Genomic DNA, 21121 nt, shown 5'->3' with positions numbered 1-21121 from the left:
CAATGGCTTACAGTTTAGATTTAAGGCAAAGGGTAGTAGCTTATATAGAAGCTGGAGGAAAAATAACTGAGGCTTCCAAGATATATAAAATAGGAAAAGCCTCGATATACAGATGGTTAAATAGAGTAGATTTAAGCCCAACAAAAGTAGAGCGTCGCCATAGGAAATTAGACTGGGAAGCTCTAAAAAAAGACGTAGAAGAAAATCCCGATGCAAGATTGATAGACAGAGCCAAGAAATTTGGAGTGAGGCCGAGTGCCGTATATTACGCATTAAAGAAAATGAAAATAAACAGAAAAAAAAAAGAACTACGTTATCGAGAAAGAAACCGGGAGGAACGAGTTAAGTACTATAGAATGTTAAGAGAACTAATTAAGCTCTATGGTAGTCAAGCTATAGTTTACATAGATGAATCTGGATTCGAAGCAATCCAGGCTTGTATTTATGCCTGGTCAAAAAAAGGAAAAAAAGTTTATGGAGATAGACAAGGAAAAAGGGGAGTCAGAGAAAATCTAGTAGCAGGGAGAAGAAAAGGAAAAAAAGATTTGATTGCGCCGATGGTTTTTACCGGGAGTTTGAATGCAGAAGGCTTTGAAGGATGGTTAAAATTATATTTGCTACCCTCCCTCGACATTCCATCAATATTAATAATGGATAATGCTCCTATTCATCGTAAAACTGCCATTAAAGAATTGGCTAAAGAAGCAGGTCATGAAGTTCTTTTTTTGCCGAAATATTCTCCTGATTTAAATGATATTGAGCATGACTTTAGTGCCTTGAAACGAGCTAGAATGTACGCTCCTATTGACACGTCTCTTGATGAAATTATCCGTTCTTACTGTGGCGTTTAGCGTCTCAGCTTTATTTTAAACTACTATATATTGAAACCAAGCTCTTTTATTTCTTTGATAATTTCCCCTACTATCTCTGGTTTACTTTTGTATTTATCCCCCTCTTTTAGTCTTGTCTCTGGTTTATATACTTTGCTGATTAATGGTACTGTCATTCCCTTTATAATTCCATAACACATCACCTCTACTATTCCATTTTCTATTTTTCCTAGATTGCCAATATACTGACGCGCAACATAATCTGTCTTTCTTCCTTTTTTCCTATCCCCTGTTTCGTCTATGAGCATTGTTATTGCTTCTCCTTCCGCAAAACTCAGAATTTTATTAATTCTTCTTTCCCTTACCTCCTCTAACGACCAAGGGCTGTTACCGAAGAAATAGTCAAATCCTTGTCCATTTTCTAGTCCTACTACCTTAGCTATTTCTGGGAAGGTTTTTCTCTTTATATTCGCAATTAATCCTAGATGCAAGTATTTAAAGTATTCAAAGCTTCTCACTTTTGGAAATAAAATAAGTCTCTGTATCCTTCGCAGTATTTGTCAATGAATTGTACTGTTTCTTTTGCTTCACGTGGGGCAACCATATACCACCTCTGCATTTCAGACTATCTTCTCCATCTTATCCTACCCACAATGATAGAAGAGCGATATCGTTTTAAGACTTGGTGTAATTTACCTGATTGGCCACATCACCCTCAAGTTTCCGGAGACTGGTTAGGTTCTCGGTTACTCTGCTCAATTAGTAACAGTCCACCAACTCAGGGCATAGTTTTCTGGTCGGGGTGCAGTTCCACCGCCCTGATGTTTGACTTGAATAGTATATTTCCCCGTACTAGCAATGGGGCAGAGAAAATGTTCTACGTTATCAACTTTGCTTTGAGAAGAACAAACCACCGGGGTAGCCCCGCCTTGGTCAGTGATAAATAGATCTAGGTTACTTAGGGGCTGGGCTTGAAAACTCTCCCCTAGGTCATATTGTTGATTACCATTACTGTCCAACAATTGCACTAGTCTTTCCCACACAAGGGTGACACTGGCAAATTCTCCTCCCTTTAAAGGTTTAGACAAAGAATAACTGATGGTCTGTCCCGGTTGAATTGCCCCGTAATCCCAGGCGATCGCCGGGAGATCATTTTCCCCAGGCCCATAGGCTCCAGACTGGAATTGTTCTAGGGCTCGACGGGCGTTCAGTTGACCAGCTCCCATTTCCAAATCCAACGGTAGGACGGGGTCTCGGTAAGCTTCCGTTGCTAGCCAATCCCGTTTTTTACTGCTGTAAAGAGTGTAGTTTGTGCCCAAACCGGCATTGCGAATTTTTACTGCTGAATTGAGTAACACCGCTTTCATCACCATGGGCCTGCGGGCATCTAAATTCCAGCGGCTACTGTTGGTATTGACCAATAACTGGCGATCGCCAAATTCCTGCAATAAAGCAACGGTGCCCGTCACCAGAGGGGAGGCAAAGCTACTGCCACTGACCCATTCCACTCGCCCCTTCATGTCATACAGATAAAAATCACTGCCTGGAGCCACCAAGCTCACCCCCTGGCGTCTCCCCTGATTGATTTCCCGTTCCACTATTCTTTTGCCCATGCCCTCCGGTTGCCGACTCAGATTTGTAAAGGCCATGCGGTCATAGCGCCCCTGGCGATCGGCAGATTGGACAGTGTAGGCGACGGTGATGCCATTATAGTTATCCGTCGGAATGGCAATGCCTCCCGTACCCTGGTTTCCGGCCACCACAAAGAGTAGATTTTGCTGTTGGGTCAGCCAATCTAAACACAAAGTTAATAAAGCATTGCCGTCCAACTGGGCATCCCCCCTAGCGTCCCGCTCCAACGACTCCCCATAGCTCAAATTGACTGCCCGGATGTTGCTCCCATCTTGGCGACTAACAAATTGTCCGGCCAAGCATTGTTGGGGTTGCAAATTTTCTGATAGTGGCCCCATGGCGGTGGAGTAAAGTCGAGCTTCCGGTGCTACCCCTGGATAACGTTTATCCCGGCTAACCATGGCCTGGGCCACCATACCGGCATGGTCGTCAAAAAAACGATTGCGGGGGGAAATTTGATTGAGATGAAACACCCCTGTTAAACGGTAAGGGGGTTGCCAACCGCCCAACTTATCCCAAAGATATTGCACTGGCCGACCCATTTCCATCTGGCCAATGGCGATCTTGCGACCAGTTAGACTGTGGGGAGACTGATGCAAAAACTCACTTTCGATGCCCTTTTCGCTGAGATAACTAGGGTAAACTTCATTGGCAAATACAGAACCGGCCAGCAACGCTCCTTGGCAGAGAATTGTGCAATGGAATGCTAATATTTGTCGAATTTGTTTCAATTGATGACCGTAATTATGTTTGAGCAAAATTTCCTGCCATTAGATCACCGTCAAGTCTTCACCGCAGTGGGAATAAATTTTAGGATAGCGTAGCCTTCTAAGAACCTGTTTATAAAGTCTGATTCTGCCCCCTAAATCTCCTCACTAAAGCTCCGGCAATACTGGGGGACTTTGACTTAGTTTCCCCCCAAACTTGTGGAGCCAGGGGGGCTTTTCAAACACGCTCTAAAGGGCGATCGCCAAAATATCGGCCAGTTGGCTGAGGCGATGATCCACTGGCAAATCCGCTGGGAGGGAACCATAGCCATACTCAGCAAAAATACTCACTGCGCCGCAGGCTTGTCCCATGCGAATGCCCACTTCTGCATCTTCTACGTGCAACAGGGTTTGGTAATCGTAGGGAGCGAGCAATTGTTGTAGGTAACGGGGATCGGGCTTGGCAAATGGGGAATCATCCGCCGCCAGCATGGTTTCAATGGCCGACCATAAACCCACTCCTTGCAAGGCCGCTGTTTGGGTACGGCGATCGCCGGAAGTGCAGGCTAGAATGCGGTAATCCCGTTGCTTTAAAGTAGTTAAAACCGTTACCGCGTTGGGCATGGGGGCCGCCAGTTGGGGGAGATTTTCGATGTAAAAAGGTTGGACAAAATCTTTAAAAATACGTTCTACTTCTTGCCTAGGGCAGCCTAATTTTTCTAGCATGAGGGAAGCTTTCAGTCCCACTAGGGAAACCACCGTTTGGCGATCGGGCCTAGGTAAGCCTAACTGTTCAATGCCATAGGCAAAGGCTTGGTAGTTAGCTTCTTCGGAGTCGATTAATACTCCATCGAGGTCAAAAACAATAATTTTTTCGTTAGCCATAGTTAAGATGAGGGTAACAATTATTTGATTCTTTAAAAAAGTAAATTTGCAAGTTTTTAACTAAATTTTGTTCAAAAGTTAATGAAATCCAAGATTAGTTAGATTAATTTTTAATTCAGCACAACTTTTGGCCGTAACACCGTGCCATGGTCTTCTGGAGTCACCAGGGCAACGCCCAAGCATTTTACTGGGCCTAGCTCCGATGTGATTAGTACCACTCCCACGGGTAGATCTGGCAAGAGCAATCTTTGGCCGTGGAACCACCTTTTTTCCAATTCGCTATTCAGTTGAACTGTGGGTAAATGGCTTAACGCTTCCTGGGGAGGAATGAGAGGAATATGCTCCTCCTCCGCCACGATTTTTTCCAGGGCGGTTAAACCAACGCTATTATCCAGGGCCATGCCCCCACTCTGTTGCCGTACCAAGCCCGCCAACGTTGCCCCTGTTCCCAGGCGATCGCCAAGGTCCCTGGCTAAGGCTCGAATGTAGGTTCCTTCCCCACAGGTAACTTGTAAATCTAATTCCGGCTGATTCCCCGATCGCCAACCGAGTATTTTCAAATCATTAATAGTCACCATGCGACTGGGCACTGCTTGGGGAATGCCAGCCCTGGCCAATTCATACAAACGCTTACCATTAACCTGAATAGCGCTGTATTGAGGGGGAATTTGCTCAATTTCCCCCAAAAAAGTCGGTAAAATCTGTTCAACGGCGGCAAGGGTTAAATAACTAACATTTTTACTCTCTAATACCTCCCCAGCTAGGTCATCGCTGTCGGTACGTACCCCAAAGCGAATAAGGGCTTGATATTGCTTTGCCCCAGGTAAGTAGGGCAGTAAACGGGTAGCCGACCCCACCGCCAGGGGCAATACTCCCTCCGCCAAAGGATCTAGGGTGCCTCCGTGCCCCACCCGTTTTTGCCTTAATAGACGACGCACCTTGGCCACACAATCATGGGAAGTGAGGTGCAGAGGTTTATGGAGATTGAGGAAACCAAACATAGGGGGAGAATTGCTGGAGTTAAGGGGCGGCCACCAAAAACCTTAGCAGTTCCCTTTGGCGATCGCCTGCTTTGGCCGTTGAAAAGAGTTGTTGGAAGTTAGCAGAAACAATTAATTGGGATTGGGGCCTTGCCAGTCTGGACATTGTTCCGTTTCCCAACCGTAGGGATGCATGGCACACACCAACAGTTGCCCGTTGTACACATAGCCATGGTAATGCTGACAACCTTGGCAAGCCGGTTGATGATTGGCGTTGGCCGGCAGATGGGGATTAAGACCAAAGTCCCCGTCCAGGGAAGACCAGGGCACCAGGGAGGAATAGCCTCGATCATCCGTTTGATTGTTCCGTCCTTCCCGGCCCTGGCGATCGCCAAATTCCCCCAGGTCGCTTAAGTCCCCGTCAAAGTCTGACAAGTCTTCCCAGAAGGTGGACCATTCCTGCCAGAACCATTGCAGTTCGGTGCCCAATTCCTCTTCGATGGTTTCGGCTGCTTCCCCTAGGGCGTTCTCCATGTCTTCCACCCAAGTCTCCACCGCTGTGGTCAAGGTTTCCACCGCTAACCAGAGGTTTTTCTCCCAATCTTCCATAACTGTTTTGCTATTTTTTGCTATTTGCAGTGTTGACAACTTGCGGTAGACGGTTTCCCCTATGGTTAGGTTAGGGTTGACGGTTCAAACGTTGCAATTCTGCCTGGAGGGCCGCCACCTGTCGTCGTAGGGCTTCCACGTCCTCCGTTTGGGACTGGGCAGGAGTTTTTTGGGCGAGGGGATCGGGGTTGGCTTCCTCTTCATCGGTGATGATTTCAATGCGCCGGGGCTGTTTATTTTCCCCTTCCCCATGGGCGATCGCCTCCCCTTGGGCCTCTCTAATTAATTCATCCACATAGCGACGGGCTTCTTCCGCATTCATTTCCCCCCTTTCCACCAGGGTATCCACTAACTTCTGGGCATGGTTACCCAATTCTTTGATATTGCTATTGGCTGTTTCGGCGGCATAGGAAGCAATGCCAACCCCTAAATAGACTGCTTTTTGCACTAAGTCCCGCAACATAATAATTCTTACCGAAAACAACGTTGTCTTCATTTTGGCATTCCCCTCTACCAATGGCTAGGCGAGGGAAATATTACCAGGGTAGCTAGATCAGGTTTTTTCCGGCCTGGGCTTCTGCCCCCAAACATCGTCCAGCAAACTATATAAAACTGGCACCACCACCAGACTAAGTACGGAGGAAGTGAATAGACCCCCAATGATGGCGATCGCCATGGGTTGCCTGAGTTCCGCCCCGGCCCCCCATCCCAGAGCTAGGGGGAGCATACCCAAAATAGTGGAACTGGTGGTCATCAAAATGGGGCGCAGACGGATATGGCCGGTTTGCAATAGGGCTTCCTGGCGGGATAAACCCCGATGGCGCAGTTGGTTAGCATAGTCAATCAGGAGAATGGCGTTTTTGTCCAATAGGCCCAGGAGAAAAATTAGGCCAATCAGGGAAATCATGCCAAATTCGCTCTGGGTGACCAGCAGTCCCACCATCGCCCCGACAATGGATAGGGGTAAGGAAAGTAACACCACCATGGGTTCCAGTAAACGGCGGAATAGCCCCAGAAAAATGGCCGCCATGCCCAACAAGGAAAGTAAAAAGGCGAGGGCAAATTCTCGAAATACTGATCCGACCCGGGCCGATTCACCCTGCACACTCAGTTCTACCCCTGGGGGCAATAACCCCTCGGCGATCGCCGTTACCTGTTGGGTGAGATCCCCAAGGGCGTAATTAGGTAGTAAAGAAGCACTGAGATAGACGGCTCTCTGTCCCCGCAAACGTAAAATCCCTGTGCTGTCAGGTTCGGCCCCAGTGAGGCTGATTTGGGTTAAACCGGGCAAAGCCATCACCTTTTCCTCCAGAGCTTTACCCGTGGTTTGTAACAGGTCTAAATCATTGCCCAACAAAGCTAACTTGAGGGGCGTATCGTCCCCCGTTTGCACAAAGAGGATATTTTCCACCCTGGTGGTTACCCGGGGAATTTCCGGCAGAGCTTCCCGCACTTCCGTTTGCACTGTTTGGGTAGTCACCTCGCGGTCTGAGTCCAGTTTGACATAGATCTTGCCTTGGAGGGGATTGCCCTGGATGCCCACCACAGTAAACGTTTCCGTCACGGCAGGATCGGCCAAAATTGGGGGTTCCAACTCTTCCGCCACCCGTCGTCCCCGTCGTAATAGCACTGCTTCCGGATTAGTGGCCAGTTGATCAATCCAGCCAAAGGCTCCACCAGCGCTTGTGTCGTTGTTATTACCCCTGGGGGGAGTAGACAATGCCCCAGCAATTTTGGGGGGAGCGGATTGAAAAATAACGTTAAATTCCCCCCGGTCCAGGGTGGGAACAAATCCCTGGGGAATGAGGGGAATAATGGCTAAGCCTGCCATTAAACTGACTAGGGCCAGGGCCACAATCCACCAACGGTGTCCCAAAGACCAAGCTAGAACCCGTTGATAACCATTGCCGAGGGCATCTAAACCACGACTGAACCAGGACTGGGGCCGGGGAGTTTGGGTTCGTAGCCACAACACTGTCAACACGGGAGATAGGGTACGGGCCACCAGCAGGGAAACGATCACAGCCGCAGATACGGTGACCGCAAAGGGGAAGAAAAATTCCCCTAAAGTTCCCCCCAACAGGGCAATGGGTAGAAACACCACCACAATGGAAAAAGTGGTGGCAGACACAGTTAGGCCAATTTCCTCAGTGCCAATTTTGGCGGCCCGTTTGGGAGGTTCCCCTGCTTCAACGTGGCGGGCAATGTTTTCCACATCCACAATGGCATCGTCCACTACAATGCCAATAATTAACGCTAGAGCCAACAGGGTCAGGGTTTCTAGGTTAAAATCCAACGCCGCCATCACGATGAAAGTGCCCAGCAAGGAAAGGGGAATGGCGATCGCCGAGATTAGGGTGGCCCAACCGCTACGGAGAAAGGGGTAAATAATCAACACCGCCAAGACGATCGCTCCCAACAGGGCTTCAATGGTGGCCTGGGTTGCTTCCCGGATATAACCCGCTGTGGTTTCTGCTTCAATGAATTTTAACTGGGGAAATTTTGGGGCTTGCTCCACAATTAACTGCTCCACCCGGTCCACCACTTCCAGGGTATTGGCCTGGGCTGTTTTGACCACCTGCACCGCCAACACATCCTGGCCGTTATGACGAGTCAAGGTGGGGGGATTGATGGTTTGTTGGGCCAACGCCTTGACCCCTGGCGATCGAAAGTTAGCATCCCCCAGTAAATCCACCCGCAGTACCCCTGCAATGTTTTGGAGCTGGGGCATTAATTCTTGTTGCAACGGTGCCGCCATTTCCTCTAGGGATAACGTCTCGGACGCCACCGCATAGGTCACCGCCACTGATTCGTTCAAGTTGTAGGGAGCAACGGTAATTTCGCTGCCCGCTGGTAGAGTTACTCCCTGTAAAGATTGTTCCACCGCCGTGGTGGCCTGTTCCAGGGATTGGCCCATTAAAAAAATCACCGATGCCACCGTTTGCCCCGGGTAGGTGGAAGATTGCACGTCCGCATCGGCAATGGTAACTAGTTTTTCTTCCAGGGGAATGGTTAACTTCTGCTCCGTTTGGGCCAAATCCAACCCCGCACCACTGCTCTGGACAATCACCACCGGAAAGCTCACTTCCGGAAAGAGGGCATATTTGAGGGAACTAAAAGTCAATAGCCCCGCCACGGCGATCGCCAACCAAAAACCGATGGTAAAACGGGGATGGTCAATGGCCCAATGGGAAAGATTCCAGCGGGGAGCACGGGGGGACTGCATCGAGGGAATTCCTAACTTTTTCTGGGTACGATTCTTTGAAGATGAATTGATTCGCACCTCGGCTAATCTAGCAGAACATGGCCCTGGGCCATCCTTCTCCTCCGGCTTCTCCCATCGGCCCCAACAGTTAAGACCCCTGGAAATCTGTTACCATCCCCAAAAGATAAACCAGCCCCCCTTGAACTAGCTTTTTCCTAAACTTTTGTGATCTTTGAGCAAGGCATTGAAATTAAGGCCAGTGCCACAGTGGTAGAACAGTGTTTCACTGATTTGGATCTGATGCACCTTTGGCTCAACCCGGCCCTGCGTTGTGAACCCATCGGTCAATGGTCCACGGCGATCGGTGGCCGGAGTCGTTTTACTATCCAAATTCCCCTGCTCAAACCCAGCCTGAAAAGCGTCGTGGTGGAGAGATCGCCAGGGTTAGTGGTGTGGCAATTCAAAGGATTTTTCCAAGGGCAAGACCGTTGGGAATGTCGCCCCCTAGAAGAAGGTACCTATTTACTGAATAGATTCGAGTTCACTGTGCCCAACCCCGTTGTGCAATGGGGCTTTCAAATGTTTGCGGCCCGTTGGACCAGTGCGGACATGCAAGCTCAACTGCGACGGTTAAAACAGGTGGCGGAAAGGGAATATATCAACAGCGGCCTACATAGTTAATTCTCGGGGTTTCCCTACCAAAATCTTGAGTTAAGCTGGAAGAAATAAGCAGTGGCGATGACTAGGAGGTGGGCAGTGAAAGTAGAACGTCCTAATTCCCAGCAATTGAGTGGGGAAGAAACCCAAGAATTAGACTATTTACGAGCCCTGATCGAGCAGGCCGTGGCCGATGGTGTGGTCACCAAGGAAGAAGAATCCAACATTAAGGCCTTGGCACTCCACTCCAAGCCCCGGTATGAATTACTATCCCAGGAACTAGCCATGTACCGGGAACTGGTCACCAACAAAATTAATGCTGGCTTACTGGCAGGGGAAACCTTTGCCGATCTTTAACGGGAAAAGCTCCCCAACTTTGCTCTAGCTTCTGCCAAAATTTTGCTGGACCAGCGTTGTCCCCCATGGCCTAGCTAACCTATTGGAACAGAAACTAGAACGATGTCAGGGATTTTAGTTAAGGTCTAGAGGGGCCAGCGCCAATTAACGATTTCTGGCATATCAATGCCGTGTTCGTAGGCGTAGTTGGTGCAGTCAATCTGCATATCCTTGAGCATTTCCTTGATGTGGGCTCCGGCCACCCGCAATTGGGGCAGGCGATCGATCACATCAATGGCGAGGCTGAAACGGTCAATCTGGTTTTGAATCGCTAAATCCATGGGGGTGTTGATGTTGCCCTTTTCCTTGTAGCCCCGCACATGGAGATTGCCATGGTTAGTCCGTCGATAGGTCAACCGATGAATTAACCAGGGATAGGCGTGGAAGTTAAAAATAATCGGTTTATCGGTGGTAAAGAGGGAGTCAAAATCCCGATCGCTCAGGCCATGGGGATGCTCCGATTCCGGTTGCAGTTTGAGCAAATCAATCACGCTGACAAAGCGAATTCTCAGATTAGGAAAAAATTGCCTTAGCATGGCTGTGGCCGCCAAGGCCTCTTTGGTGGGAATATCCCCCGCCGCTGCCATCACCACATCCGGTTCCGTACCGGCATCATTACTGGCCCATTCCCAAATGTCCACCCCTTTAGTGCAGTTACGGATAGCGGAAGTCATGTCCTGGTATTGCAGGTGGGCTTGCTTATCGCAAACGATGATGTTGATGTAGTTTTTGCTCTGTAAACAATGGTCCGCTACGGAAAGCAGAGAATTAACATCGGGGGGTAAATAAATTCGCACCACATCGGGGCTTTTATTGAGAATGACATCGAGAAAACCGGGATCTTGGTGGGTAAACCCGTTGTGATCCTGTCGCCACACGGTGGACGTCATCAAGATATTTAACGAGGAAATATCTGCCCGCCAGTTGAGGTGTCGACAAATATCCAACCATTTAGCGTGTTGGTTAACCATGGAAGTGATCACATGGGCAAAGGATTCATAGGTGGCGAAAAAGCCGTGACGCCCGGTTAAAAGATAGGCCTCTAACCAACCTTCTAAGGTGTGCTCGCTTAACATTTCCATCACCCGACCATCGGGACTTAATTCCCCCCCATCCTGGTCTTCTTCTAGATATTCAGCAATCCAGAATTTTTTGCTAACCTCGTAGACGGCATGGAGTTTATTGGAACTATTTTCATCGGGGCCAAACAGGCGGAAATTGGTCATGTTGTTGGCCATCACATCCCGCAGAAATACTCCCAGGGGTGCAGTATTAGGGGCTTCGATGGTGCCTGGTTGGTCCACATCAATACCATATTGACGAAAGTCCGGCATTTTCAAACCCCGCCGTAACAAACCACCATTGGCGTAGGGAGTAGAGCCTAAACGCTTATCTCCCTCCGGGGCGATCGCCTTAAATCCCGGTTTTAAAGTACCTTGCTCGTCGAACAATTCTTCCGGCTTATAACTCCGCATCCAAGCTTCCAACTGTTGCAAATGGGCTGGATTCTCGTGCATGCCCCCCATGGGAACTTGGTGCGATCGCCAAAAACCTTCTACCTTATGGCCATCAACATAGTCAGGCCCCGTCCATCCCTTGGGAGTCCGCATCACAACCATGGGCCAACGGGGGCGCACGGCAATGCCCGTACTACGAGCTTCTTGTTGGATTTGATGAATTTCGCTCACACAATGATCCAACGTGGCTGCCATGGCTTGGTGCATAGATTCCGGGTCAGAGCCTTCAACAAAGTAGGGGGTATAACCGTAACCTTCAAATAAAGCCTTTAATTCTTCATGGCTAATGCGAGATAAAACACTTGGATTGTTAATCTTGTACCCATTGAGATGCAGAACCGGTAAAACTGCCCCATCCCGAATCGGGTTAATAAACTTATTGGAATGCCAGGAGGTAGCCAAGGGGCCTGTTTCCGACTCCCCATCCCCCGCTAAACCGACCACAATTAAATTGGGATTATCAAAGGCAGCGCCATAGGCATGGGATAGGCAGTAGCCCAATTCTCCCCCCTCGTGGATGGAACCAGGGGTTTCGGGAGTGCAATGACTGCCAATGCCACCGGGAAAGGAAAATTGTTTGAAAAAGCGCTTCATGCCGTCCTCATCTTCACTACACTCGGCAAAAAAGCGAGAATAGCTCCCTTCTAGGTAGCAGGGCCCCAAAAAGCCTGGTGCGCCGTGGCCAGGCCCCACCATGTACAGCATATCCTGGTCAAATTTCCTGATAATGCGGTTGAGATGGGTGTAGAGAAAACTAATGCCGGGACTAGAACCCCAGTGACCCAACAGGCGATGCTTGATCTGTTCCGGTTGAAGCGGTTCCCGCAAAAGGGGATTATCCCGCAGATAAATCATGCCCACTGCCAAGTAGTTGGCTGCCCGCCAAAAACCGTGCATTTGGTTAAGTTCTGTCGGGTCAAGGGGATTGCCAGTGACGGTGGATCTAGCTTGACCAAAGGGACTAAGGGAAAAGGGGGATGTAACCATGGAAAAAACTCCCAGACTTGTACATTTCCCTACCAGGGTAGAACCCACAAGTTATTTTGGCGTTAACCCCAAGAAGGAGGCTGTTTCATCTCGATAGCCTACACCCCCCAGCCCCATTGCTCTCTAAGAAATCCCTAGGCGATGCCCTTAGTCCCTAGCCCATGGGGGAATTTTAGAACAAGTCTATATCAGTCACTGCACCAAGGCTGCTGGAGGAAACTAACTTGGCATACTTGGCTAAAATCCCCCGGGGATAGCGGGGCTGAGGAGGAGTCCATTGGGCCCGCCGTTGGGCCAATTCCTCTTCACTGATGTTGAGTTGCAGTAACCGCTTGCCAGCATCGATGGTGATTTGATCCCCCTCTTGCACCAAGGCGATCGCCCCTCCCACATAAGCTTCGGGGGCAACGTGACCCACCACTAAGCCATAGGTACCACCAGAAAAGCGGCCATCGGTGATTAGGCCAACGGAGTCTCCCAACCCTGCCCCAATGATGGCAGAAGTGGGGGCTAGCATTTCCCGCATACCGGGGCCACCTTTGGGCCCTTCATAGCGCACGACCACCACATCTCCTGCTTGAATTTTGCCGGCTAGAATCGCTTCTAGGCAATCTTCTTCAGATTCAAATACTTTGGCGGGACCAGTGATCACCGGCTTTTTAACACCGCTGATTTTAGCCACACTGCCTTCGGTGGCCAGGTTACCTTTGAGCACTGCCAGGTGACCTTCTTGATAAACAGGGTCATCCCAGGAATGGATTACGTCCTGGCCGGCAGGGGGTTGGTCAGGAATATCGGCTAAAACTTCAGCAATGGTCTGTCCTGTAATCGTTAAAGCGTCACCGTGGAGAATGCCATTGACCAGCAATATTTTCATCACCTGGGGAATGCCACCGGCGGCGTGGAGATTAGTGGTGACGTATTTGCCGGAAGGTTTGAGGTCGCACAGTACAGGTACTTTGTGGCGAATGGTTTCAAAATCGTCCAAGCTTAGGGGCACCCCAATGGTGTTGGCGATCGCCAGCAGATGGAGCACTGCATTAGTGGAGCCCCCCACGGCCATAATCACGGCAATGGCATTTTCAAAAGCTTTCCGGGTCAGAATTTGACTGGGCAAAATCTGTTTTTTGATGGCTTCCACCAAAACCTTGGCGGACTCCTCGGTGCTGTCGGCTTTTTCCCCATCCACTGCGGCCATGGTAGAAGAATAGGGCAAGCTCATCCCCATAGCTTCAAAGGCGGAGGACATGGTGTTGGCGGTGAACATCCCCCCACAGGAACCAGCCCCAGGACAGGCATTCCGTTCAATGCCGTAGAGGGTTTCCTCATCAATTTTGCCAGCGCTGTACTGGCCCACCGCTTCAAAGGCACTGACCACTGTTAAATCTTCCCCGGCATAATGTCCGGGTTTAATAGTGCCACCGTAAACAAAGATAGAGGGAATATTGAGGCGAGCCATGGCAATCATTGCCCCCGGCATATTCTTATCACAGCCCCCGATCGCCAAAACTCCGTCCATGCGTTGGCCATTGCATACTGTTTCGATGGAATCAGCAATCACTTCCCGGGAAACTAGGGAATATTTCATCCCTTCCGTACCCATGGAAATACCGTCACTGATGGTGATAGTGCCAAACAATTGGGGCATGGCCCCCGCTGTCCGTAAGCCGGCCTCGGCCCGTAGAGCCAGATCATTAATGCCCATGTTGCAGGGGGTAATGGTGCTGTACCCGTTGGCAATACCCACAATGGGTTTCGTAAAGTCATCATCGCCAAAACCAACGGCCCGGAGCATGGCCCGGTTGGGACTCCGTTGGGTGCCCTGGGTAATTACCTGGCTTCTGGGATTGTTGGACATTGTTCTCTCCTGTCTCGTAGCGAATCTATGCTTCTGTCCATTGTCGATGGTTTATTCCCCTTTGCTCAAGCCTGGCCACAAAAAGTCAACTTAGGGAGATAGAACCTAAGTTTTGTAAAGAATAATTGCATGTGCGCATAATTTTGGTTGTCGCACCCAGAGAATATGCGTATAATCTTCTTTATACTTCTACTTATGGTTTAACCATGCCTGCACTCAATGTTTATGTGACCGATGATTTAAAAAGTCGAATGGCAAAGGTAGACGCAAATTGGTCTGATATTTGCCGAAAAGCAATAGAGACAGAACTTTTACGTCGAGAAAATAAAGGATTAGGCTCCCTTGATATTGAAGATGTTAAGGAGTGGATAACAGAGGAACTAGATCCCTTAAGTGAGCATGGTAGTGTAGTTGTTAAGCCTTATTTACACACCAAAGGAAAAGCGGCAAATGAAGTTAAAATCTTGTCACAATTTTACGAAGAAATAATATCTGAAGTCAAAAAATATTACCTCAACTCAATTAAGGGTAATTTTAGTTTACTTTTGGAAGACAAATATCAAGTTGACTTGTTGTTTCCGGGTAGAGAATGGATTTCTGGGGCGCTGGGATTACAGTTGTCACTTTTGCTTAACACACCCAAAGAAGAAGAAATAAATGATGAAGTTATTGATGGAGAATTTTTAGAAACTAGCAACTTTATTCCTTTATTAGAATCTGGATTGACACAAGTAGAGATGAAGATGGGTCAAAACAACGAATCCAACGAAATCACTAAATATATTGATATTGATCCAGAAATCCAAAGCTATCAGCAAAAAGAATTTGAAATCCCAGAGTTACCTAGTGAAATATACTCAATATTTAGGAAAGCATGGAAAAATATTTACGACCGCGAATATTGCGATCCACCAAAACCACCGACGGCGAATAAACTAAAACAATTATGGCAAGAATGGTATTATCCAGAAGCTTGGAATGATGCACAAAATTGGCTAGATAAATGGCAGAACCGCTATAAATCTAAAAAATATGTTTATGAATGGGAAAACATAATCGCTTCTTTTATGTGTGTCCTCGATGGTCAGGAATTTGATCCTTTAGATTCAGAATTACCAGAAGAATTAAATTCCTGGAATAGCTCTGATTTTTTATTCCTTTCCTTTATTGAATATATTTCAAAATTCATTTACGATGGAATTTTTTTGGAAATAACTCAAATTAATCCCGCAAAATTGTCAGCAGTACCAATTGAAGAAAGGGACGAACTACCAGAACAGCCTGGAATTTATTTTGTCCTCAACAAAGATGATGCAATTCAATATATTGGAATGTCAGTCAACCTTCAAAAGCGTTGGTATTCTCATCACAGACAATCTGATTTTGACTTAATAGAAGATGGCAAAATTGCTTTCATAACTTCGCTACCTAAACATTATCTGCAGGAAATAGAATCAGTTTTAATCAAAAGCTTTGTCCCTAAACTAAATATCAAGCTAAAACCCAAAGTTTAATGCCCATTATCAATAAATCAATTACCACGACAATACCATGGCTCTAATAGCAAGACTGATCGGCATAGTTCTCATTGGCACCGGCATCTATTTTCTGGGTAACAACATCATTTTCACTACCAACGTTTATCCTTACTTTTGGCGGGGTATTGCCGCCGATGGCTCAATTTTGGCCCTCATTGCTGGGGTGATGATGTTAGTTTTTTTGCCCGCCAGGGAAAAATCCTGGGGCTGGATACCGATTATCATCGGCGTGGTGCTGGTGTTTTTTAGCAGTCGAGCGATCCTTAATCCCACTAGTCTGTGGGAATTTCTGCTTTCTTTTGTCTCCATGGCCGTTGGCTATAAATTGGCCAGCCAAGGTCGCCTGTAGAAATAGGTCTTGTTGGGGGTAGTAAAAGGCCATGGCCGCCTAGTGTTTAGTGGCCAAGTGATCGATATATTCCCAGCGTTTTCGAGGAAATCCTCCCGATCGCCAATTGGTTAGAGGGGAAAACGCTTCATTTGTTGCACCGCAATGCGAGCATTCCGTTTTAGTCGGGGGGAAAGGTGGGGCACCTGGGGAATTTGCCAAAGCAGATCCACCGTGCGCCGGAAAAGTCGGACTAAATCCCCCTCATCCAAACTGGTCTGGCGGCAGAGGTTTTCCCACTCCATGCCCAATGCCCACTGTTCCACCAAGCCCATAAAATCCACTTCCAACCAAAGGGGAATGGCGATCGCCCGTTGATTTTGAGCTTTGATCAATTTACGTCGTAGATCCCAGAGATTAAGCCGTTGCAAATGATCCGCCACCGTCATAGCCTGCCAGAGGGCAAGGGGAGGTTGAGGGTGTTTAAGGCAAAATAATAGGCCAAACAAATCATTACTGGGACGGAGAGCGGCCAACACTACAGGGGAAGGCTTGAAATCAGTCCAAGCATCGGAACGGGGAGTTTCCGTAATGAGGGCACTGGCGGCGGCGGCCAACTGTTCTGGTTCCAAATCGTTGAATTTGCCGGAAATCAGGGCCAAACCCAACCACAATTCATTTTCCCCCCTCAGGGTGGCGGCCACTTCCCCCAACAGTGTGGGGGTATATTCCTCCAGGGCTTCCATTTCCTGCAAAATGTCAATTAAGTCTAGGAACTCCTGCCAATAGTAGGATTGACGGGATTGTAGGCGATCATACTCCTGTTGTCGTTTGCTTAGGGTTTTACGTAGTTCTTGCCGTTGGTGGAACTGCTCCAAAAGTTTGCCGGGATGTTTTTGGCTAGCCAGGGGATGTACTGCCAACAGTTTTTCCACATGGTCTACCCTGGCCTGTTGTTCTACCAGTTCTGGGCTGGGTTCTAAGGGATAGGTTTGGGGGTCTAGGCCTGCGGCGATCGCCAATGTTTCCTCATCTCCCTTCACCGATTTACCGGGAGCCAAAAGTTCCGCTGGGGGCGGGGTTAAATGCTGCCATTGGGCTGGGGACAGATTACCAATGGGCACCGCATAAATATCCCCCACAGTGACATGATACCAACGGTTATCACTGCCCAGGCAGCACCATTGGGGCAAATTATGGGCGGGGGCCAGGGGGGCAACAATGACCGCTAAACGAGGTTGATGGATTTTGACGTGGCGACCTTTGAGATATAAAAGCTGACCCGGTGCCAGGGTTTTGAGTTGATCCTTTAACTGTTGCTTTCGTTCTTTTTCCGCCTGTTCTTCCAGAATTTTCAGCAACCTTTGTTCTTCCCGCAGTCGCCCCCGGAATTTTTCGTAACTGCGTAAATCCTTTTCCCCAATGCCTGCCAACTTAATATCCAATTGGGATAATTTTTTCACCGTTTCGGCGATCGCCACCTTAGTGGGTTCCAGGGCAAACTGGGCCAAGTATTCGGCAAAGCTCCGTTCCAGCAAACTTTTTACTTCTTCCAAATCATGTTTTTGCAACAGATTCAGCACCATGCCATAGGAAGGGGTAAACCAACTTTTTAACGGTTCCGCCTCCGCTAGAGCTAAGTAAGAGGCCTCATTGGCCCCTTCAAAGGGAGTTTGCACCGTAATTACATGGCCCTCCGTATCCATACCCCGCCGCCCAGCCCGCCCCGCAATTTGTAAAAATTCCGAAGGACTGAGCATGGCATGACCTTCATTGGTACGTTTGGATAGGGCAGAAATCACCGTGGTGCGAGCAGGCATATTAATCCCCGCCGAGAGGGTGGCTGTGGCAAATACCACTTTGATCAAGCCCTGCTCAAATAACTTTTCCACCAGGGTTTTCATATCTGGCAAAATGCCGGCGTGGTGCACCGCAATGCCCCGTAAAAGGGGTTCAATCTGCTCGAACCTAGTCATGGGAGAAGATTGGGCAATCCAACCCCAGAGTTTGAACATACCTTCTGGATCGATCGCCAACGCAGTCAAAAGTCTTTGGGCCGCTTCACTGTCCTGGGGATGATCCAAATAGGCAACGACCGCTTGGACTAAATCCGGCAAACCATTGGCCAAATCCCGTTCCAACTTCTGCCGCAGTAGGGGATTTTTGCCAAAGAAAAAATCCAGTAGTTGCAGTTGGATACTTTCCTGCTCCGCCGGTTCCACCAAAGATAAATCTTCCAGGGATTGGGCCGCCTGTTCACAGCCCCGCCGACTAAAAATTACATAGATTACCGGCAACAAATTCCGTTCCTGTAGCTGTTGCATCACCAACAGGGGATAGGGACAATCCTCCCGGCGCATGCGGCGATTTTTACCAGAACGGGTATTTTTATTCCCAGCCTTGGGCAATAGGCGAGTATTAACTCCCGTTTTTTTCTCATTCAACAGGGGAAATAAACCTTTGCGGGTGCTGTAGTGAAAGGTGAGGGGCACAGGACGGAAATCGGAATTGACCAGCACACAGGGGGGGGAATCATTACGTTGCTCTCCCTGGCGTAATACTTTCAGGGAAACCCCAGTGCGGACTTGATTAATCCATTCGGTCAACTGTTCCGGGTTGCCAATGGTGGCGGACAAACCCACCAGTTGAATGGTGCTGGGACAATAAATGATTGACTCTTCCCACACAGTGCCCCGACCCCGGTCGCTGATGTAATGGACTTCGTCAAACACCACTGTTTCCACGTCCTCCAAAGAAGTGCCTACTTCCCCAATGGGGGTTTCGTAGAGCATATTCCTAAAAATTTCCGTGGTCATTACCACCACCGGGGCATCGGCATTGATCACCGTATCACCGGTAATTAAGCCCACTAGTTGGGCCGCATTTTCTAGGCCTAACTTCTCTAATTTTTCCTGGAAATCCCGAATTTTTTGATTGGACAAGGCCTTCAAAGGCGTAGTATAAAAAACCCTTTTTCCCCTGGCAATGGCTCGATAGATGGCATATTCTCCGACTACCGTTTTACCGGAACCTGTGGGGGCACACACTACCACTGACTGGTCTTGGTCCAGGGCGGCGATCGCCTCTTGTTGGAAGTCATCCAAGGGAAAGGCGAATAGATCAGCAGGGTTAGCGTAGGCTAGGGTTTTCACAGATTTAGGCAAAAGGGTGATTAAGTTCCCATTTTATCTGGTTATCCTGGAGGCAATTCAAACCGGGTGCTTTCTGTCTGTGCTTAATTAGTTAGCAGGGCTATCAGCTTGGGGAGATTCTAAGCGTCCCCGGTCAGTAAAAATTTAATCTGTTAGTAACAATACAAAACAGTTTAAGTTGTTTGAACCTGTGTAATGGCAATGGATAAGGGATGGGGTCACTTTAATATTGGCGCCGTGACTATTAAAGCTTTAGGGAATAACTCAAGGAACTCTCGCTTAGAATCGAAATGACTTGGGCTCACCCGCAGGCGCTTGATTTTTTCAGAGCAGTGCATTAGGCTAATGGGCGAACTCCCGCTCTGATGAATCATTTCCATTATTGTCTTTCTGGGTTTTTGCGTGAAAAGCTGGATTTTGTTCTCTTTGTTGGCTCTAGTATTAGCCGGTTGTGGCCAGAGGGGAGGTTTACCCTGTGTGGAAACAGACCAAGGGATGGTAGAGCGCAGAGACGAACAATCTTCCCCTGGGCCTTTTGAAAACCTGGATGTAATGGTGGGGGTAGATGCCAGTGAGTCCATGGTGGGTTTTGTCAGTCAACCTGGTGGTCGCTATGGCCAGGCGATCGCCTCTTTGCACACCCTTTTGCAAAACAAAAATTTGCCCACTTCCTATTGGCGGGTGGGGAGCAATGAAAATATTAGTCAGGCCCAACCGATTTCTGCTAACCAATTTCTGGCCGCCAGTAAAGCGCCCTTTTATTGTCGTCGGGATCAGCCAATAGCGGATTATCCTTGTGTTTCCAGTACTTTGGGGCAACTTTATGAATTGGAAAGCCCGGCCGCCGGCACATCTAATAATCAAGGGGAAAGAAATGAAGGGAGTGAAGAGGATAGCAACACTTCCACCAATACCAGTGCTACCCGCAGTCTGAAAATTTTACTCACCGACCTAGAACCGGACGATGCCGCTGTGGGACAAATTTCTGGCCTGATCAGCAAAGAGTTAAACAATAATCCCAACTATAAAGCCGTGCTCTTGGGAGTTCGGAGTCAGTTCCGGGGCAATGTTTATTCTGCCAACGCTGGTTATCCCACTTTTGTTTACAACACCACTGGCCAGGACGTGGATCAAAAGGGCAGACCATTTTTTATCCTGATGACGGGGCCCCAGGAAACGGTGGATGAATTGGTAAGGGAATTCCGTCAGCTTCCCTTAGATGTCAATAAAGCCTTTCGGGCCTCCGCCTTTGAGCTTGGCCAAGCAGATACGGTGACTCTAGACAACAGTTCTTTAAAAGGCACTATTCAAGAATGCGTAATTGACATTGGTTCCATAGACCGTCAGAGGCCAAACCAAGACCAGGAAAAGGATTGGCTTATGGTCGAACAAACCAATTGTGGTGAAAATTCTGCTAGCCCTCTGCCACCGTTGGAGTTAAATATTCCTTCTAAAAGTACCGTTTCCCTCACTGGTGGAGAGCTAACCCCAGATCTTTTCAATGTGTCTGAACCCTTTTTGACGGTGAAAAAAGCAGAAATTGCTCAAAATCCCGGGGGAGAGAATGCCCGCCTTTTATTAACCGCTGTTTTTGATGGCAATCAGGTACCCCAGGGGCAAGGAAAATTAGTTTACGTCACCCTTGGCGATCGCCAATTGGATCAGGCAGTGTGGCGGGATTGGGATATGGACATTAGTAACCCGGACGGGGCCAGAACCCAAAATTTACTGCTTTTTGTATCGGGACTACGGGGGGCGGTGGCCAATAATCAAGATGCTGTTAAGTTTTGTCTCGGCTATAGCCACTATTAAATTGCTTAATCAAAATTTTTGCTAATCT

15 protein-coding genes and 1 pseudogene are annotated in these 21121 nt (G+C 48.4%); 6 read left to right on the top strand and 10 right to left on the bottom strand.

Annotation, left to right across the window (positions count from 1 at the left end; all coding sequences use genetic code 11):
• Positions 1-2 precede the first annotated feature (2 nt).
• Complete coding sequence (locus SYNPCCP_RS17100; RefSeq protein WP_010871248.1) at positions 3-851, top strand: IS630-like element ISTcSa family transposase; 849 nt, start codon at positions 3-5, stop codon at positions 849-851.
• 26 nt (positions 852-877) lie between these two features.
• On the opposite strand, the pseudogene SYNPCCP_RS16235 reads toward SYNPCCP_RS17100, so the two are convergent.
• The 7 genes and pseudogenes from SYNPCCP_RS16235 to SYNPCCP_RS16205 form a co-directional block, all read right to left on the bottom strand.
• Positions 878-1348, bottom strand: a pseudogene (locus tag SYNPCCP_RS16235) (IS701 family transposase); the annotation flags it as partial.
• A 237-nt stretch (positions 1349-1585) separates the two neighbouring features.
• Positions 1586-3220: a S8 family serine peptidase gene (locus tag SYNPCCP_RS16230; protein WP_223211312.1), complete on the bottom strand. Its 1635-nt coding sequence runs from the start codon at positions 3218-3220 to the stop codon at positions 1586-1588.
• A gap of 198 nt (positions 3221-3418) precedes the next feature.
• Positions 3419-4054, bottom strand: a complete 636-nt coding sequence (locus tag SYNPCCP_RS16225) for an HAD family hydrolase (protein ID WP_010874296.1) — start codon at positions 4052-4054, stop codon at positions 3419-3421.
• A gap of 110 nt (positions 4055-4164) precedes the next feature.
• Positions 4165-5055: a tRNA pseudouridine(55) synthase TruB gene (gene truB, locus SYNPCCP_RS16220; RefSeq protein ID WP_010874295.1), complete on the bottom strand. Its 891-nt coding sequence runs from the start codon at positions 5053-5055 to the stop codon at positions 4165-4167.
• Positions 5056-5166: 111 nt separating this feature from the next.
• Positions 5167-5643, bottom strand: a complete 477-nt coding sequence (locus SYNPCCP_RS16215) for a hypothetical protein (protein WP_010874294.1) — start codon at positions 5641-5643, stop codon at positions 5167-5169.
• A 70-nt stretch (positions 5644-5713) separates the two neighbouring features.
• Positions 5714-6139 carry a phasin family protein gene (locus tag SYNPCCP_RS16210; RefSeq protein WP_010874293.1) on the bottom strand — a complete coding sequence of 142 codons (426 nt, stop codon included), beginning with the start codon at positions 6137-6139 and terminating at the stop codon, positions 5714-5716.
• Positions 6140-6196: 57 nt separating this feature from the next.
• Positions 6197-8869: an efflux RND transporter permease subunit gene (locus SYNPCCP_RS16205; protein WP_020861886.1), complete on the bottom strand. Its 2673-nt coding sequence runs from the start codon at positions 8867-8869 to the stop codon at positions 6197-6199.
• Positions 8870-9073: 204 nt separating this feature from the next.
• Between SYNPCCP_RS16205 and SYNPCCP_RS16200 the strand changes: the two genes are divergently transcribed.
• Both SYNPCCP_RS16200 and SYNPCCP_RS16195 read left to right on the top strand, forming a co-directional pair.
• Entirely contained in the window at positions 9074-9529 is a 456-nt protein-coding gene (locus tag SYNPCCP_RS16200) for an SRPBCC family protein (RefSeq protein WP_010874291.1), read from the top strand.
• Between the two features lie 75 nt (positions 9530-9604).
• Positions 9605-9862 carry a hypothetical protein gene (locus tag SYNPCCP_RS16195; protein WP_020861887.1) on the top strand — a complete coding sequence of 86 codons (258 nt, stop codon included), beginning with the start codon at positions 9605-9607 and terminating at the stop codon, positions 9860-9862.
• Positions 9863-9987: 125 nt separating this feature from the next.
• On the opposite strand, the gene SYNPCCP_RS16190 is transcribed toward SYNPCCP_RS16195, so the two are convergent.
• Both SYNPCCP_RS16190 and ilvD read right to left on the bottom strand, forming a co-directional pair.
• Entirely contained in the window at positions 9988-12315 is a 2328-nt protein-coding gene (locus tag SYNPCCP_RS16190) for a phosphoketolase family protein (protein WP_318025289.1), read from the bottom strand.
• A gap of 262 nt (positions 12316-12577) precedes the next feature.
• Entirely contained in the window at positions 12578-14263 is a 1686-nt protein-coding gene (ilvD, locus tag SYNPCCP_RS16185) for a dihydroxy-acid dehydratase (protein WP_010874288.1), read from the bottom strand.
• Between the two features lie 143 nt (positions 14264-14406).
• Here ilvD and SYNPCCP_RS16180 point away from each other — a divergent pair, with 143 nt between their 5' ends.
• Positions 14407-15777, top strand: coding sequence for a GIY-YIG nuclease family protein (locus SYNPCCP_RS16180; protein WP_223211311.1), 1371 nt, complete (start codon positions 14407-14409; stop codon positions 15775-15777).
• A gap of 37 nt (positions 15778-15814) precedes the next feature.
• A complete protein-coding gene (locus SYNPCCP_RS16175) occupies positions 15815-16150 on the top strand; it encodes a hypothetical protein (RefSeq protein ID WP_010874286.1) in 336 nt (111 codons plus the stop codon).
• A gap of 110 nt (positions 16151-16260) precedes the next feature.
• Here SYNPCCP_RS16175 and SYNPCCP_RS16170 read toward each other — a convergent pair whose 3' ends face one another.
• Entirely contained in the window at positions 16261-19281 is a 3021-nt protein-coding gene (locus SYNPCCP_RS16170; RefSeq protein WP_010874285.1) for an RNA helicase, read from the bottom strand.
• Positions 19282-19683: 402 nt separating this feature from the next.
• Between SYNPCCP_RS16170 and SYNPCCP_RS16165 the strand changes: the two genes are divergently transcribed.
• Positions 19684-21093 (top strand): lipoprotein, encoded by a 1410-nt coding sequence (locus SYNPCCP_RS16165; RefSeq protein WP_010874284.1) that lies wholly within the window; start codon positions 19684-19686, stop codon positions 21091-21093.
• Positions 21094-21121 lie beyond the last annotated feature (28 nt).

It is taken from the genome of Synechocystis sp. PCC 6803 substr. PCC-P, assembly GCF_000284455.1.
GTDB lineage: Bacteria > Cyanobacteriota > Cyanobacteriia > Cyanobacteriales > Microcystaceae > Synechocystis.
The sequence above is the reverse complement of the archived record's forward strand: the minus strand, read 5'-3'. Positions and strand labels throughout refer to the sequence as shown.

What these genes read in the sequence shown, in the direction of transcription:
- SYNPCCP_RS17100 (WP_010871248.1), top strand. Translation starts at nt 3, where the DNA reads ATGGCTTACAGTTTAGATTTAAGGCAAAGGGTAGTAGCTTATATAGAA.
- SYNPCCP_RS16225 (WP_010874296.1), bottom strand. Translation starts at nt 4,054, where the DNA reads ATGGCTAACGAAAAAATTATTGTTTTTGACCTCGATGGAGTATTAATC.
- truB (WP_010874295.1), bottom strand. Translation starts at nt 5,055, where the DNA reads ATGTTTGGTTTCCTCAATCTCCATAAACCTCTGCACCTCACTTCCCAT.
- SYNPCCP_RS16215 (WP_010874294.1), bottom strand. Translation starts at nt 5,643, where the DNA reads ATGGAAGATTGGGAGAAAAACCTCTGGTTAGCGGTGGAAACCTTGACC.
- SYNPCCP_RS16210 (WP_010874293.1), bottom strand. Translation starts at nt 6,139, where the DNA reads ATGAAGACAACGTTGTTTTCGGTAAGAATTATTATGTTGCGGGACTTA.
- SYNPCCP_RS16205 (WP_020861886.1), bottom strand. Translation starts at nt 8,869, where the DNA reads ATGCAGTCCCCCCGTGCTCCCCGCTGGAATCTTTCCCATTGGGCCATT.
- SYNPCCP_RS16190 (WP_318025289.1), bottom strand. Translation starts at nt 12,315, where the DNA reads ATGCACGGTTTTTGGCGGGCAGCCAACTACTTGGCAGTGGGCATGATT.
- ilvD (WP_010874288.1), bottom strand. Translation starts at nt 14,263, where the DNA reads ATGTCCAACAATCCCAGAAGCCAGGTAATTACCCAGGGCACCCAACGG.
- SYNPCCP_RS16175 (WP_010874286.1), top strand. Translation starts at nt 15,815, where the DNA reads ATGGCTCTAATAGCAAGACTGATCGGCATAGTTCTCATTGGCACCGGC.